10 protein-coding genes are annotated in these 15,443 nt (G+C 45.1%); 6 read left to right on the plus strand and 4 right to left on the minus strand.

The genetic code is table 11. The annotated features are described in order from the left end of the window. Both htpG and rpmB read left to right on the plus strand, forming a co-directional pair. A partial coding sequence (gene htpG, locus QZ918_RS23335) for a molecular chaperone HtpG (RefSeq protein WP_293338812.1) occupies nt 1–1,787 on the plus strand: 1,787 nt, incomplete at its 5' end. Between the two features lie 266 nt (nt 1,788–2,053). Continuing rightward, nucleotides 2,054–2,290 (plus strand): 50S ribosomal protein L28, encoded by a 237-nt coding sequence (gene rpmB, locus QZ918_RS23340; protein WP_293150949.1) that lies wholly within the window; start codon nt 2,054–2,056, stop codon nt 2,288–2,290. Here the strand turns inward: rpmB and QZ918_RS23345 are convergent. From QZ918_RS23345 to proS, 4 genes are all read right to left on the minus strand, one after another. Continuing rightward, a complete protein-coding gene (locus QZ918_RS23345) occupies nt 2,287–2,487 on the minus strand; it encodes a hypothetical protein (RefSeq protein ID WP_293338815.1) in 201 nt (66 codons plus the stop codon). The two genes, rpmB and QZ918_RS23345, sit on opposite strands and share 4 nt — an antisense overlap. A 118-nt stretch (nt 2,488–2,605) precedes the next feature. Beyond that, nucleotides 2,606–4,669 (minus strand): adenylate/guanylate cyclase domain-containing protein, encoded by a 2,064-nt coding sequence (locus QZ918_RS23350; RefSeq protein WP_293338818.1) that lies wholly within the window; start codon nt 4,667–4,669, stop codon nt 2,606–2,608. A gap of 214 nt (nt 4,670–4,883) precedes the next feature. Further along, nucleotides 4,884–7,856 (minus strand): adenylate/guanylate cyclase domain-containing protein, encoded by a 2,973-nt coding sequence (locus tag QZ918_RS23355; RefSeq protein WP_293338821.1) that lies wholly within the window; start codon nt 7,854–7,856, stop codon nt 4,884–4,886. A gap of 247 nt (nt 7,857–8,103) precedes the next feature. Further along, nucleotides 8,104–9,978, minus strand: coding sequence for a proline--tRNA ligase (gene proS, locus QZ918_RS23360; RefSeq protein ID WP_293338824.1), 1,875 nt, complete (start codon nt 9,976–9,978; stop codon nt 8,104–8,106). 86 nt (nt 9,979–10,064) lie between these two features. On the opposite strand from proS, the gene QZ918_RS23365 reads away from it, so the two are divergent. From QZ918_RS23365 to QZ918_RS23380, 4 genes are all read left to right on the plus strand, one after another. After that, the gene (locus QZ918_RS23365; RefSeq protein ID WP_293338827.1) at nt 10,065–10,379 is read left to right on the plus strand and encodes a hypothetical protein; all 315 of its coding nucleotides are present in this window, start codon (nt 10,065–10,067) and stop codon (nt 10,377–10,379) included. Between the two features lie 157 nt (nt 10,380–10,536). Beyond that, complete coding sequence (locus tag QZ918_RS23370) at nt 10,537–11,490, plus strand: hypothetical protein (protein ID WP_293338829.1); 954 nt, start codon at nt 10,537–10,539, stop codon at nt 11,488–11,490. An 80-nt stretch (nt 11,491–11,570) separates the two neighbouring features. Then, nucleotides 11,571–11,840, plus strand: coding sequence for a hypothetical protein (locus QZ918_RS23375; RefSeq protein ID WP_527250424.1), 270 nt, complete (start codon nt 11,571–11,573; stop codon nt 11,838–11,840). Nucleotides 11,841–12,207: 367 nt separating this feature from the next. After that, on the plus strand, nt 12,208–15,339 hold the full coding sequence (locus QZ918_RS23380; protein ID WP_293338832.1) for an MFS transporter: 3,132 nt from the start codon (nt 12,208–12,210) through the stop codon (nt 15,337–15,339). Nucleotides 15,340–15,443: the final 104 nt, after the last annotated feature.

Below are 15,443 nucleotides of genomic sequence, written 5' to 3' on the forward strand. Positions count from 1 at the left end.
TCGACAAAGAAAACAAAACCCTCTCTATTTCCGATAACGGCATCGGCATGACCGCCGATGAGGTAAAAAAATACATCAACCAAGTCGCTTTCTCCAGCGCTGAAGAATTTATTCAAAAATACCAAGGCAGCGGCGACGATGCAATTATCGGTCACTTCGGTCTCGGTTTCTACTCATCTTTCATGGTGGCAAAGCAAGTAGATATTGAAACCCTTTCTTACAAAGAAGATTCCCAGGCAATACACTGGTCTTGCGACGGTTCCCCCGCTTTTGAACTGTCAGAATCTGCTCGCACCGAACGCGGTACTACAATTACTCTTACCCTACAAGATGAAGAACTGGAATATGTAGAATCCAGTCGCATCAAGCAGTTAATTAAAACCTACTGCGATTTCATGCCAGTTCCCATCAACTTTGAGGGAGAGCAACTCAACAAGCACAAGGCAATTTGGCGGGAATCAGCCAGCAATTTGCAAAAAGAAGATTACTTAGAACTGTACCGCTATCTTTACCCGTTTCAGGATGAGCCGCTGCTGTGGGTTCACCTGAATACAGATTATCCTTTCATTGTCAACGGAATTCTGTTCTTTCCCAAACTACGGCCGGATGTTGATGTTACCCAAGGCAATATTAAGCTCTTCTGCAACCAGGTTTTTGTCAGCGATCACTGCGAAGAAATCATCCCTAAATTCTTGATGCCGCTGCGGGGAGTCATTGACAGTACCGATATTCCGCTGAACGTTTCTCGCAGTTCTTTGCAAAGCAATCGCACTGTGCGGAGAATCGCTGATTATATTGCCAAAAAAGTGGGCGATCGCCTAAAAGAACTTTACCGCGACGATCGCGATGAATACATCCGCTGCTGGCAAGATATCGGCACTTTTGTCAAGTTTGGTTCTCTCAACGATGACAAGTTCAAAAAACAAGTCGAAGATATTTTAATCTACCGCAGCACCTACCAACCAACCGCAGAAAAACCGGAAACTGCAACGCCAGAAGTACAGGTGCAAACTGAGGACGGAGATTTGTGGCAAGATGTCACTCCCAAATCGGACGGTTCTACTTCGACGCAACCTTACACGACTCTGAAAGAGTATTTGGAACGCAATCAAAAACGCCACGAAAATCGCGTCTTTTACTGCACTGAACCTGCGTCACAAGCAACTTATGTTGCCCTGCACAAAAGTCAAGGTTTAGAAGTGCTGTTTATGGATTCTTTCATTGACACGCACTTTATCAGTTTCTTGGAACGCGAATACTCAGATGTTAAATTCTCGCGGGTGGATTCCGACATCGACGACACGCTAATTGACAAAGAAAAAGAAGCCGAAATTGTCGATCCGGCGACTAATAAAACTCGCAGCGAACAAGTTAAAGAACTGTTCCAAAATGCTCTCAACAAGCCGAAAGTGAACATCCGCACTGAAGCTTTGAAGTCTGACTCTGCTGAGGCGGCGCCACCTGCGATCGTCCTGTTACCAGAAGCTTTGCGCCGGATGCGCGATATGACGGCGCTTTTGCAGCAGCAAGCAGCGCAATTCCCCGATGAACACGTTTTGCTGGTGAATACGTCTCACCCGCTGATTCAAAATCTGGCTAATTTGAGTCAGGGTGCGATTATTCAAGGCGGCGGCGAGTCTCCCTCGGCGCAGTTGGCCAGCATGATTTGTCACCACGTTTATGACTTGGCTTTGATGGCCCAGAAGGGTTTCGATGCTGAAGGGATGCAGGAGTTTGTCGAGCGATCGAACCATGTCTTGACAAAATTGACTGAACGTGCAATGTAATTAATCCCCCCAACCCCCCTTGCTAAGGGGGCGGTTTGATACTCGTCAAACAAACTAGGTACGTTGTTGGGATGCGAGCCCTCTTTGCTTATATGTGTAAAGAGGGCTCGCATCCCAACAACGTACCTTGGCAAAAGTTGATTTCCCTTGCTGAGAGAGCGATTGGAGGTTTTCTTGTCCCCCCTTAACAAGGGGGGCTAGGGGGGTAGTCCGCAGTTGCTCTATAATGAAAGGCTGCATCAAAAACAAGTAGTCTGGAGGGCAATATGTCACGGAAATGTCAGCTAACGGGCAAGAAGGCGAACAACGGTTTTGCGGTATCTCACTCGCACCACCGCACTCACAAGTTGCAAGGCGCTAATTTGCAGTGGAAGCGGATTTGGTGGCCGCAGGAGAAGCGTTGGGTCAAGTTACACCTTTCTACGAAGGCGATTAAAACCTTGGAGCACAAGGGTTTGGAAATTATGGCTAAGGAAGCTGGAATTAATCTTTACAAGCTTTAAATAATCTTGTTAGTTGAGCAAAGGGCGATCGCGTATATTAAAAGTGCGATCGCCTTTACTTTTACAAACAAACGTTCGTAGTGAGAAATGCGAGTCCTTCTTCCTAAGTCAGAAAAGAAAGGACTGAAGTCCGAACGATCAAACCCGTTCGTAGTGAGGAATGCGAGTCCTTCTTCCTGAATTGCAAAATAAAGCACTGAACTCCTCACTACAAATGTGAAAATAAAGGACTGAAGTCCGAACGATAAAACCTGACTGAACTCCTCACTACAAACTTGAAAAGAAAGGACTGAAGTCCGAACGATCAAACCTTGATTAAACCAATTTTCTGCATTGCAGTAAATAAGTAGTCATCATCCCTTTACCTTTAACTTCGATCTCACCGCGATTTTCAAAAAAATACTTTTCTCGCAATTTATGATAAGTTGTAGATGTAACCTGAATGCACCCAGGCGAACCGTGAGACTCCATGCGGGAAGCGGTGTTAACTGTGTCTCCCCACAAATCGTAAATAAATTTTTTAATACCGATGACTCCAGCGACAACCGGGCCGGTATTGATCCCGATTCTGATACTAAAATCTTGATTGTGGGTATTGCTGAATTCAATAATTGCCTGCTGCATATCCAGGGCCATTTCTGCGATCGCCTCTGCGTGATCGGGGCGAGTAATTGGCAGCCCTCCCACTACCATGTAAGCATCGCCAATCGTCTTAATTTTTTCCAAACCGTGCCTTTCTGCTAAGTTGTCAAAAGTCGAAAAAATATCATTCAGCAACGCAACTAATTCTGTTGGAGAAACTCGCGCACTCAATTGAGTAAAACCTACGATGTCCGCAAATAATACAGTAACATCAGCAAAAGTATCTGCGATCGTGCTATCTCCCCGCTTCAACCGATTTGCTATTTCTTCCGGCAAAATATTCAACAACAACCGTTCTGACTGTGCCTGTTGAACTCGCAGTGCATTTAAAGTTTCATTGAGAGCATTAGTTCGTTCTTCAACTCTAGATTCTAACTCTTCATTCAGCTTGCAAAGCGCAATTTCAGCCCGCCTGCGGTCTGTGATATCCGTACCGATTGCCAGCAGCCCCGCGAACTTTCCGGCCGCATCAAACAGCGGTTTATTTGCCCAGGATACGCAAACGCGAGATCCACTGCGCCGCATACTTTCATTTTCATTTGTTGTATACTGTTCCGGGTTATTTAAAATATTGCTCAATAACACCGCCAGGTCGTTTCCCGCTGTATCTGTCTGGGGTATAATTGTGCCAACTGCGTGTTTTCCCAGTATTTCTTCTTCTCTGTAACCAAAAAAATTCTGTGCAAACTCGTTAAAAAAAGTAATATTACCTTCTGTATCTAGTTTTAAAATAATGCTGTTAGCATTTTCGACCAATTCCCGATACTTAACTTCGCTTTGCCGCAGCAAGTCCTCTGCTGATGCGCGTTCTGCTACTGTGGCAGCTAACAGCAGCGAAGTAATTACAATTACGCTCATGAAAGCCTGCAAAAATAAGATTGCTTGATTAATATTTATGGCTTTGGCAATAAACGGGCCACCTCCCTGAGAACCTCCCCAAATGGCAATACTGGATACAATAAAATATGCTAAAACAGCCCCGCGCTGACCGAATTGAATGGTTGCCCAAATCACCAACGGAAATGGCAAGTATTCTAGGGGATAGCCGGATAGATTGCTATTAGTTTTTGATGTATATACTAGCCAACTTACTATTATTAATAGTAGCAAACATATGGCGCACAAAATTATATTTACAAGTGTTTTAATCTTAATTATTTGTTGATTGCGTGTCGCTATTTTTTGGTAAAAAATTAGCAGCATCGGAGTAAAAATCAAAACTCCTAAGGTGTCTCCAAGATACCAATTCCACCGAATTTCCCAATATTCTCTCCAGTCAATAAGACCAGTCAAACACAGCCGCAGCGTGCCGAGAGTGCAGTTGATTTGAGTGGCAACTACAGCACCGCAAAAGATTAAATTGACTACATCAATTAGTCGAGCCAGTGAGGGGCGAAACTTGAACTGTTGCAGCAAAGTAAATGCACATAAAGCTTGCAAACAACCGCAAAAAGCACTAATTGTTGCATTTATTAAGGATATTTTGAGGTTGAGAGTCTCGTAAAAAAATACGCCTAAAGCTATTCCCGGCCAAAGGCGCCGACCAAATAATAAAACTGCTGCTTGGGCAATTCCTGCGGGCGGCCAGACGCAGGTAGCTAATTTATTCACGCCGGGGATTGAAGATGCTATTTTAGCTCCTAAAGCGTAAGCAAAGGCAATGACAGCTATTTTTCCTAAATATTGCCAATTTATAGATTGAATAAATCGCATAAATTGATTTTTGTTTTGGTTCATAGTGACTTTTATATTTTTAACTAACTATACCAACCGTCAAAACTATTAGAAGATTTTTAATTATTTAAATAGAATTGTTGGCTTTGTTTGTACGAGCTAAGCACAGGTGCGTTGCTACTCAAAAAGTTGATTCAAATTGAGTTTTTTTTTCACTAGCGACACACCCTACAACTACTATTGCTTATTCCTTTTTGCCTGTTTCATCTTCCTTATTTTATAACTTGATTCCTGTGATAAAATAAGTGTTCATCTCGCCTTTGCCTTTGACTTCAATGGTGCCGCGACTTTCTAATAAATACTTGTCCTGCAATCGCTCGTAAGTTGCAGATGTAACTTGAATTTGACCGGGTAAGCCGTGAGATTCCATACGGGAAGCGGTGTTAACTGTGTCTCCCCACAAATCGTAGATAAATTTTTTGATGCCGATGACTCCGGCGACAACCGGGCCGCTGTTGATGCCGATTCTGATGCTGAAATCTTGATTGTTGGTATTGCTGAAGTCAATAATCGCCTGCTGCATATCCAGGGCCATTTGGGCGATCGCCTCTGCGTGATCGCTGCGGGGCATCGGCAGCCCTCCTACTACCATGTAAGCGTCACCAATCGTTTTAATTTTTTCCAATCCGTGCTTTTGGGCTAGGCGATCGAATGTCGAAAAAATGTCGTTAAGCAAGGAAACTAATTCCGGCGGAGAAATTTGGGAACTAATTTGGGTAAAACCGACTATATCTGCAAACAATACTGTGACTTCGGCAAAAGTATCGGCGATGATGCTTTGGTCTTGTTTGAGTCTTTCGGCGATCGGTTTCGGTAAAATGTTCAGCAGGAGACGATCAGATTTTTCTTGTTCTAAACGCAAAGCTGCCTCAGCTTCTTTGCGAGTTGTGATATCTTGAACAGTACCTTCGTAATAAAGTAAATTGCCATGTCTATCAGAGACAGTATAAGCATTTTCGGCAATCCAAATTATACTGCCGTCTTGACGGTAAACCTGAGATTCAAAATCCGATACTTTGCCGTTTTTTCGCATTAATTCGATGATTTCGGCGCGGCGTTCTGGGTCTACATATAGCTGGCGGTTGATATCAGTTAACTTTTCCAGCATTTCCTCACAGGAACTGTAACCATAAATGCGAATTAAAGCTGGGTTGACGCTAAGATATTCTCCATCTGGAGTAGTTTGAAAGATGCCAACGATCGCATTTTCAAATATGCTGCGGTATTTTGCCTCAGCTTGCCGCAGTGCTGCTTCAGCGCGCTGGCGTTCTCGCGCTTCCATTGCAAAAGTTACAGAATCTGTTAGAGAAACAGCGAAACTTTGTTCTTCGATAGTCCAATAACGGGGCATTCCTACGTGTTCCAAACAGAGAACTCCTGCTGTTTCTGGGCCTATTTGAATCGGCGTATCTAGCATGGAAGTGATGCCGAACGGAATTAGGTAAGATTCTACAAATTCTCGAGTTCTAAAATCTTTTTGCGCGTCAAAGGCAGCAATTGCGCGCTCTTCTCGGAGTGCTTGAAAATAGACAGGATAGTCTGCTGCTGATAATTCTAAACCGTCTGAGTGCTGGTTGAGAGCGCGATCGAACAAATCCAGGCACTCCATCTTGGATTTAGGGCGATCGTACAACCAGATACTCGATCGCGCAACTTCCAGAGTACGGCTAGCAGTTTCAGTGATTTCTTGAAGCGCTTTGGTTAAGTCGCCTTGATTCAGCGCTTTATTTTTGGCTAAATCAATTAATGCCGATTTCTGTTTCTGTAGCTGAAGTTCGCTTTGTTTCAGGGCATTTGTCCGCTCTGCAACTCGGATTTCCAGCTTTTCGTTCAGTTTTTGGAGCTCTATTTCAGCTTTTCGGCGATCGGTGATATCTGTCCCGATGCAGAGAATGCCCAAAAGTTCTCCTGCTGCATCAACCAGCGGCTTATTTGCCCAAGACACCCAAACGCGAGATCCGTTACGCCGGATATTTTCATTTTCATAGCTAGTAAAGCGATCGGGATTTTGTAAAATCTGATTGTAAACCAACTCTAAGTTATTCCCTTCGATGTTGCTCATGGGAATGATTGTTCCCACAGCACTTTTCCCCAGGATTTCTTCCTGATTGTAGCCAAAGAATATTTCTGCAAACTCATTAAAAAAAGTAATCGTGCCGTCGGGAGCTAGTTTGACAATAATACTGTTAGCATTTTCCACCAATTCTCGATATTTAATTTCGCTTACTCGCAGAGATTTTTCTGCCTCCGCGCGTTCGGCTACCGTCGCGGCTAATAACAACGAAGTAATCGTAACTACCGCCATAAAAGCTTGTAAAAATAAGATAGCCTGACTGATATTTTCGGCTTTAGCTATAAATGGCCCAGCTCCGTGAGAACTGCCAAAAATTGCGATACTTGACACAATAAACGATCCTAAGACAGCGGCCCGCTGACCGAATTGGAGCGACGCCCAAATTATCAAAGGAAACGGCAAATATTCCAGGGGATAGCGAGAAATAGAAACTTCATTTTTTGACTCAAAGACAAGCCAGCTTGCCCCAATTAATAATATTAACCATACTCCCCGCCAAATTAAATAATTTTTAGGGAGTTCGGTTTGTCTTTTTAAGCGATCGGCGGTTGCCTTAGGACGCAAAAATATTAAAATCAAAGGAGTTAAAATTAAAACTCCCATTGCATCTCCCAGCCACCAATTCCACCGGAGCGACCAGTATTCTGCCCAATCTACTTGGCCAGCTAAATATATGGAAAACGCGCCAATAGTGCAACTAATCTGAGTAGAAACTAAACCGCCCAATAAAATTAAATTAACTACATCTTTCAAACGTTCTAGAGACGGACGAAACCCCAGCCAGCGCAGCACAGTGGCTGCAAAAACAGCTTGCAAAACTGCTCCTACGTTGCCTCCCACCCAAATTGCAAATATCTGTTCGCTTGGGTTAACTAAATTGAGAAAAAATATACCCAAAACAATCGCAGGCCAGGCTTTTGGGCCAAACAATAAAAGTCCGGCTTGTGCAATTCCTGCGGGCGGCCACACCGAGGAAGCAAAGGGATTGACACCTTGAATTGCAAATGCTAGCCTCGCCCCCACGGCGTAAGCGATCGCCACGAGAGTTACTTGGGTTAAGTAGCGCCCTATTCGGGATTGAGGGAATCGAAGAAACTGATTTAGGTTCAGATTCATGTCGAGTTTTAAGTTTTATATAAGTTTATGTAGGGTGCGCCACAAGCACCTTGCTAGCCTCAATGTAGGTGCAGCAAGCACCTTATACCAATTTTTTGTGAGGCTACTCCCGAATCCGATCCCCCCTAACCCCCCTTAATTAAGGGGGGGACAAGATTCCGGTCAAAGTCCCCCCTCCCACCAGGGGAATTTAGGGGATCGAGATATATGCAACTTCACATTAAATTGGTATTACCGTTACAAAAACTTATTTGATGGCAGCATCAATCCACTGTTTTAAAGTAGAACTGACTTCCTCAATCAGAATTTCCTGGGCTTTGTGAGTTGCTCTTTCCACAACTTCAACTTTCCCTAATTTCACCGAACGACCCGGAACAATGCGATAGGGAATGCCGATTAAATCTGCATCTTTGAATTTAACTCCTGCTCGTTCGTCGCGGTCATCTAGTAAGGTTTCAATTCCGGATTGGTTGAGTTCATTGTAGAGTTTTTCGGCGACTTCTACTTGTTGGGCGTCGGAAATATTGGGGATGCTAATGATGGCGTGATACGGCGCGATCGCCACTGGCCAGATTATTCCGTCTTTGTCGTAGGATTGTTCTACCGCAGATTGAGCCAGCCGCGACACGCCGACGCCGTAGCAGCCCATGATAAACGGCATTTCTTCGCCTTGTTCGCTGGTGTAGGTGGCCCCCATGGCTTGCGAGTATTTGGTGCCTAATTGGAAGATGTGGCCGACTTCGATGCCTCTGGCGGTTTGCAAAGTTTGTTCGGGATTGTGCACCGCCCGATCGCCCTTTTTGGCAGTTCTAACGCCCACAACCATTGCTGGTAGCGTAAATTCTTTACCCCAATTGGCGCCGACCACGTGGTATCCTGACTCGTTAGAACCAGTGACAAAGTTTGTTAAATCGACAGCAGTGCGATCGACCAAACGCAAAAACTTAGGAGATACCCCCCCTTGCCCCCCCTTGGTAAGGGGGGGATTTGAGTCTTGTTGCCCCCCCTTACCAAGGGGGGGTTGGGGGGGGTTCCCAGCAATATAATCATCAGCAATATCCGGAGCGATATAACCCAGAGGCAAAGATTTAGCCGCCCATTTTCTTTGAGCTTCCGCATCAGGAACCGTCAAAAATAGGATTGTTTTAGCTTGATAATTTCCCGCCAACTTTGTCAATTCATTCAGCAACTTTACCTGATTCACATCTTGGTCGCCGCGAATGCTTACCAACACCAAGACAGTCATACCATTATCATAAACAGCCTGATAAAGCACATTTTTGACAACTTGCGTCGGAGAACACTTCAAAAAATTGCAAAGTTTAGCAATTGTTTCAGTTCCCGGCGTTTCCCGCTTTTCGTAACTTGCAAAAGGCGAAGCTTGGGCATCAGCAGGCATCGACACAGCCTTCTCCACATTAGCAGCATACTGACCATCTTCAGTATAGAGAACTTCATCCTCTCCCGCTTCTGCCAGCACCATAAACTCTTGAGAACCAGAGCCACCAATCGCACCAGAATCAGCATCTACCGCTCGAAATTCCAAGCCCGATCGGCGCAGCATATTGCTGTAAGCTTGAGCCATATCCTGATAAGTTTTCTTCAAACTTTCTTCGCTCGTGTGAAAAGAATAGCCATCTTTCATAATAAATTCGCGACCGCGCATCAACCCAAAACGCGGGCGAATTTCATCACGAAACTTAGTTTGAATTTGATAGAGATGTACGGGTAATTGCCGATAAGAACGAATCATATCCTTAGCAATTGTAGTAATTACCTCTTCGTGAGTTGGGCCAAGTCCAACTTCTCGCTGCTGCCTGTCAGTCAGAGCAAACATGATACCTTCAGCTTGAGTGTAGGTATCCCAGCGGCCGGATTCCCGCCACAAATCGGCAGGTTGCAGTTGCGGGAGGAGACATTCTTGAGCGCCGGTAGCGTCCATTTCTTCGCGCACAATTTGGGATACTTTTTTGAGAACTCGCCACATCAAAGGGAGATAAGCGTAAATACCGCTACCGATGCGTCGGATGTATCCAGCACGGAGTAATAGTTTGTGGCTGGGGATTTCTGCTTCTGCGGGGTCTTCCCGCAGGGTGACGAAAAGCATTTGAGAGAGTCGCATTGGCTGATTTCCTTAAAATACCGGATAATTGTCATCTCAGATTAACTTCTGATATTATCAGAACTCAGCCTGATTTGATGAAATCTATGAATAAACTTTGGAAAAGTTATCAAAAAGGTATGACAGCATTTGATAATTGTCACCATCCTACTCTGCAATCTCAGTGGATTGCATTACAAGATGAAATTGGAGAATTTGTGCGAGAACCTAACTTAAGCGAAACTTGGGATATTCTTCATGCTGCTGGTCGATTGGTTTACAAACTAATCGGAATTCCTTTACATCTGGTAGCCTATCCTACTGTTCGCAAACACAGCGAACGTTTTGAGGAGTACGGCTGTATTCGCAGCAGGCGCAATTGTGAGGGTAAATGTTGCAAACAGTTGACAGTTGACAGTTGACAGTTGACAGTTGACAGTTGACAGTTGACAGTTGACAGTTGACAGTTGACAGTTGACAGTTGACAGTTGACAGTTGACAGTTGATAGTTGACAGTTGATAGTTGACAGTTGATAGTTGCCCGTGAGGTTTTTAAACAGTTTCTAGCTGATAATTCTCATGACCAGATTCATTCACGACCAATTTGCCAAACAATATCTCAAAGAATTATTAACCCCTCTCGGTAATGTCGAAACCAGCCGTGACATTGCTGGAGAAGTGAGGCAAATTGACGTTTTCTTTGCCCCGAAAGCGGAACCTGATGTAGAACCAACAGCCCTCGGTATTCTGGGTCAAATTGCAGCAAAACCCGCTGTAATTGAACCGTTCCGCAGTCCTGTGCAAACCGGAGAAATTCGCAGTTGTTTGGGTAAACTCTTTGATGTCCATGCCGAATATGAACGAGCCGCCACTAGAGATAATACCCGGATTGCAGAGGCTGATTTGCCCCAACTCTGGATACTGTCGCCGACTGTTTCCGATGCGATGCTAGCTGGATTTGGGGCGACTTCTGAACCTGAAAATTGGGTAAGTGGAGTTTATTTTTTGAATGTGTCTCTGAAAGCAGCAATCGTTGCTATTCACCAACTCCCCCGCACTCCCGAAACGCTGTGGCTGAGGGTTTTGGGGAAGGGAAACGTCCAAAAGCAAGCTATTGCCGAATTGAGAGAATTACCCTCTGATAATTTGTTTCGGTTGAACGCGTTAGAATTGTTGTACAACTTGCGAACGATTTTAGAAGTTCGCCAAGACACGGATCGAGAAGATCGGGAGTTAATTATGGAACTGTCACCCCTCTACTTGCAACGACTTGAAGATGCAACTCAGCGCGGTATGCAGCAAGGTATGCAGCGCGGTATCCAGCAAGGTATTCAGCAAGGTATCCAGCGCAGTCAACGCCTGATAGTTGAGAGTATGCTACAAGTTAAATTTGGCGAAATTGATGAAGCATTAGCCCAAATAATCGAGCCTTTGATTCAGCTAGAACCCCTCGATCGCACGCGACTAATTAGGCAGCTCGATCGCTCTGAATTGCTAGCTCATTTTGAAGAAAAAAATCAACCGGAATCCTGACTCAGCAGCGCACTTTACAATCTGTAGCGTGCGCTAAATATCACTTTATTATTTAATATCGAGAAAATCTGGAGTTATTTATGGAACTATCACCGCTATATTTACAACGGCTTGAAGAAGCAACTCAGCGAGGTATCGAGCAAGGTATTCAGCAAGGTATCGAGCAAAGTAAACGCGATTTTCTTGAAAGTATATTACAAGTAAGATTTGGCGAGATTGATGAAGAATTAGCCGAAATAATTGAGCCTTTGATTCAACTAGAACCTCTTGAAATGATGCAACTGAGTATGCACCTCGATCGCCCGAAATTACTAGCTCGTTTTCTCCCGGGAAATCAAACGCAATCCTAACTCAATAGCGCACTCTACGCTATGTAGCGTGCGCTCTATCTTACTTGACTGCTATTCATAATTTGTAGCCATCGCCCCCACTTCAAACTTGCCTTTTTTGGGCGAGCTCTGCTGCTATAACTCACAAAAAAGCTTATTTCTGACTTTAGGGGGATTTATTTTTCAGCTTCAAAGGCCATAATCAGCACTAAGGATGACATAGCTAGATAACTGATTTACTACTCATCCAGATTGCACGAATCAAGGCTTCTGTAAGATAAAGCCTGACAAAACAAACCACTATCTAAAAAGTCCCAAATCCCCTACTTAAAAGTTAGGGGCAGATTTCAATATGCCTAATTAGGCATCAAACTTTAGGAGGTAATTTATGTTGTTTGAAAGCGAGTTATTCATGTCGCTGTACAGTCCCAAATTCAATATTGCTCAAATGCCAGTAGAAATAGATGTCCCGTTTGACCACCCCGATCTCGGAGGGCTGATGTTTCTGAGTCCTCAGTTTTTTGTGGCATTAATCGCCGGAGTCATCATGGCTTTTGGCTTCCAATTCCTGTTAACAAATTTCTCGATCGCAGCTAAAATCTCCAACTGGGACGAGGCTTTACCCGACGATGACGATGATGAGTCCGAAACTTTGGGCACTAAAGTTCGCAAGATCGAAGGCTTGGTCGGCGGTTGGATTTTAGTTACAGTTAACCTAGCTTTATTTTTAGCTTGTTTTCTGGCGGTCAAACTAACTTCAATTGCCTCGGTAGACGGAGCGGCAATTATTGGTGTGGTCATTTGGTCGGCGTACTTTTTAACGCTGGTATGGCTCGGTTCTAGCGCCGTCGGTTCGATGATTGGTTCCTTGATTAAAACTGCTTTTTCCGGCATTCAAGGTGTCATGGGTACTGCTGGTTCTGCGATCGGCGGCAAGATGGCTAGCGACCAAATGGTCAACACTGTAGAGGCGTCTGTGGCTGCTGTCCGCCGCGAGTTGGGCTCGGCTGTAGACCCTGATAGCATTCGCGAAACCATCCAAGATTATGTCGGTTCTTTGCAGTTACCGAAGCTGGATGTTAAGGAAATTCGCGGTCAATTTGAAAAGTTGCTGGGCGATACTGATATCAAATCTCTGGCGGGAAGCGATGTTCTGAAGAATATTAACCGCCAGACTTTTGTGGATTTAATTAGCAGCCGCAGCGATTTTTCTAAGGATGAAGTCAATCAAGTGGCCGACCAACTCGAAGGTGTTTGGAAGCAAACTTTCGGCAAGCAGCAAGATAAGAAAGACCCGAATTTAGAATTGATTGATTTTCTGAAATTTGCGGCTCCAGATTTGCTGAAGTCTGATGAACTGAATGCCAAGCTATCTCAAATTCTGGAAACTCGGGAAAACAAATCGGAATCCAGCAGCGGCATGAAGCGCGCGATGCAGATGGGTGTAGAAGCTCTTGTCGGCACTGTTTTGTCGCGGACGGATTTGTCGGATTTGGATGTGGAAAAAATCTCTGGTCAGTTACAGCAATTGACTGAAAAAGGCAAGGAACAAGCTAAATCTTTGGCTTCTAAGGTGGGCGACAAAGTGCCTGCGCTGCCTTTCAATACGGCTAAGGCTGATGTGGAAAATTACTTGCTGAATGCTCAACCTTGGCATCTCAACCGAGAAACTATCAAGCAGGAATTTAGGGATGTTATTTACGATGCCGAAGCTTCTCCGGGAGCTATTTTGCGCCAGTTAGAGATGTTAAATCCTGAGTATTTTGCAGGCATTCTGGGCCGCCGCGAGGGCTTCAGTCAGGAACAGGCTGCGGAAATTTCTGAACAGCTTGAAAGCGTGCGCCAAGAAGTTCTGGAAATTGTGCAAGGTGCTGCTGGTGAGGAACAGTCTCAGGATTTGCACAGCCGGATTGAGAATTATTTGCGATCGACTGGTAAGGAAGAATTGAATCCTGAAGGTATCGAGAAGGACTTCCAAGCGCTGTTGGAAGATCGCGATGCTGGTTTTGAGGCTTTGCGCGATCGCCTGTCACACTTCGATCGCGATACTTTGGTACAATTGCTCGGCCAGCGCGAGGATTTCAGCCCCGAGGAAGCGGATCAGTTAATCGGGCGTCTGGAAAGTTCGCGCGATCGCGTAATTTCCAAAGCTCAAGAATTGCAAGAGCAAGCGAAATCGAAAGCGCAAGAAGTGCGCCAAAAGGTAGAAGAGTATCTCCGCAATACTAATAAGGAAGAACTCAATCCTGAAGCGATCGAGCGCGAGTTTCAAACGCTGTTAAGCGACCCGCAAGCTGGCTTGAAAGCGCTGGGAGAACGCTTGTCTCAATTCGATCGCGATACTCTGGTGCAACTGCTGTCGCAGCGCCAAGATCTCAGCGAAGAACAGATCAATCAGGCGATCGACAAAATCGAATCCGTTCGCGACAACATTATCCACGCACCGCAAATTGTTGCAGACAAAGCTAAGCAGCAGTACGAGGAAGTTACGGCAAAAATTGGCGAGTACCTGCGGAATACGAACCTGGAAGAACTCGATCCTGAAGGCATCAATCGGGATTTGACCAAATTGTTTGAAAATCCGAAAGAAGGTGCCTTGGCGCTGCGGGAAAGACTGTCTCAGGTCGATCGCGAAACCTTGGTCAAGTTGCTTTCGCAGCGAGAAGATTTGAGCGAAGAACAGATAAATCGGACGATCGATCGCGTGCAAGATTCAATTCGCAGCATCGTGAAATCGCCCCGCCGCTTGGCATCTCGCGCTCAAAAAACTGTCAAGGATTTCCAAGGAAGTTTGGAAAATTACCTGCGGAATACGGACAAGGAAGAACTCAATCCTGACGGTATCAAGCGCGATTTGCAGTTGTTGTTTAACGAACCGGGAGCGGGGATGCAAAGTTTGGGCGATCGGCTGAAGCACTTCGATCGCGGTACGCTGGTAGCCTTGCTGTCCCAGCGGGAAGACATTTCGGAAGAGGAAGCTAACCAAATTGCCGATCGTATTGAATCTGTACGCAACGAGTTTGTCGAACAAATTCAAATGGTACAAGACAAGTTCCAGTCAACAATTGACGGTATTTTCTCAAAAATCCGGGATTACCTAAATTCGCTCGATCGGCCAGAGCTCAATTACGAAGGAATCAAGCGGGACTTCCGCAAAGTATTTGACGATCCGCAGGCCGGATTTGACGCGATTAAACAGCGTTTGGGTGAATTCGATCGCGGTACTTTAGTAGCGCTGCTGAGTTCTCGTTCTGATATTTCCGAGACAGACGCTCACCGAATTGTTGACCAAATGGAAGGAGCCCGGGACAGCGTTATATTGCGCGCCGAACGCCTGCAAGGTGAAGCCAAAAAACGGATTAAAGAGATCAAAAACAAGACCAAGCAGCAAGCAGAAAATGCGCGGGAAGCCGCCGCAACTGCTGCTTGGTGGTTGTTCGGTACGGCTCTAACTTCTGTGGTGGTTTCGGCTTTGGCTGGAGCAATAGCAGTCGGCGGTATTTCGGGTTTGTTTAGCTAGAATTTCCATAAGTTTCAATTAAACTTCTCCTGATTATAGGCTGGCTGTTTGTCAGCCTATTTTCTTGGGAATCCTATTATCTCGGTTCCAACGGTAAAAAAAGG

The sequence above is a fragment of the Microcoleus sp. CAWBG58 genome, from assembly GCF_020883045.1.
Taxonomy (GTDB): domain Bacteria; phylum Cyanobacteriota; class Cyanobacteriia; order Cyanobacteriales; family Microcoleaceae; genus Microcoleus.

Coding starts and splice junctions, on each gene's coding strand:
- rpmB (WP_293150949.1), top strand. CDS start 2,054: ATGTCACGGAAATGTCAGCTAACGGGCAAGAAGGCGAACAACGGTTTT.
- QZ918_RS23350 (WP_293338818.1), bottom strand. CDS start 4,669: ATGAACCAAAACAAAAATCAATTTATGCGATTTATTCAATCTATAAAT.
- QZ918_RS23355 (WP_293338821.1), bottom strand. CDS start 7,856: ATGAATCTGAACCTAAATCAGTTTCTTCGATTCCCTCAATCCCGAATA.
- proS (WP_293338824.1), bottom strand. CDS start 9,978: ATGCGACTCTCTCAAATGCTTTTCGTCACCCTGCGGGAAGACCCCGCA.
- QZ918_RS23365 (WP_293338827.1), top strand. CDS start 10,065: ATGAATAAACTTTGGAAAAGTTATCAAAAAGGTATGACAGCATTTGAT.
- QZ918_RS23370 (WP_293338829.1), top strand. CDS start 10,537: ATGACCAGATTCATTCACGACCAATTTGCCAAACAATATCTCAAAGAA.
- QZ918_RS23375 (WP_527250424.1), top strand. CDS start 11,571: ATGGAACTATCACCGCTATATTTACAACGGCTTGAAGAAGCAACTCAG.
- QZ918_RS23380 (WP_293338832.1), top strand. CDS start 12,208: ATGTTGTTTGAAAGCGAGTTATTCATGTCGCTGTACAGTCCCAAATTC.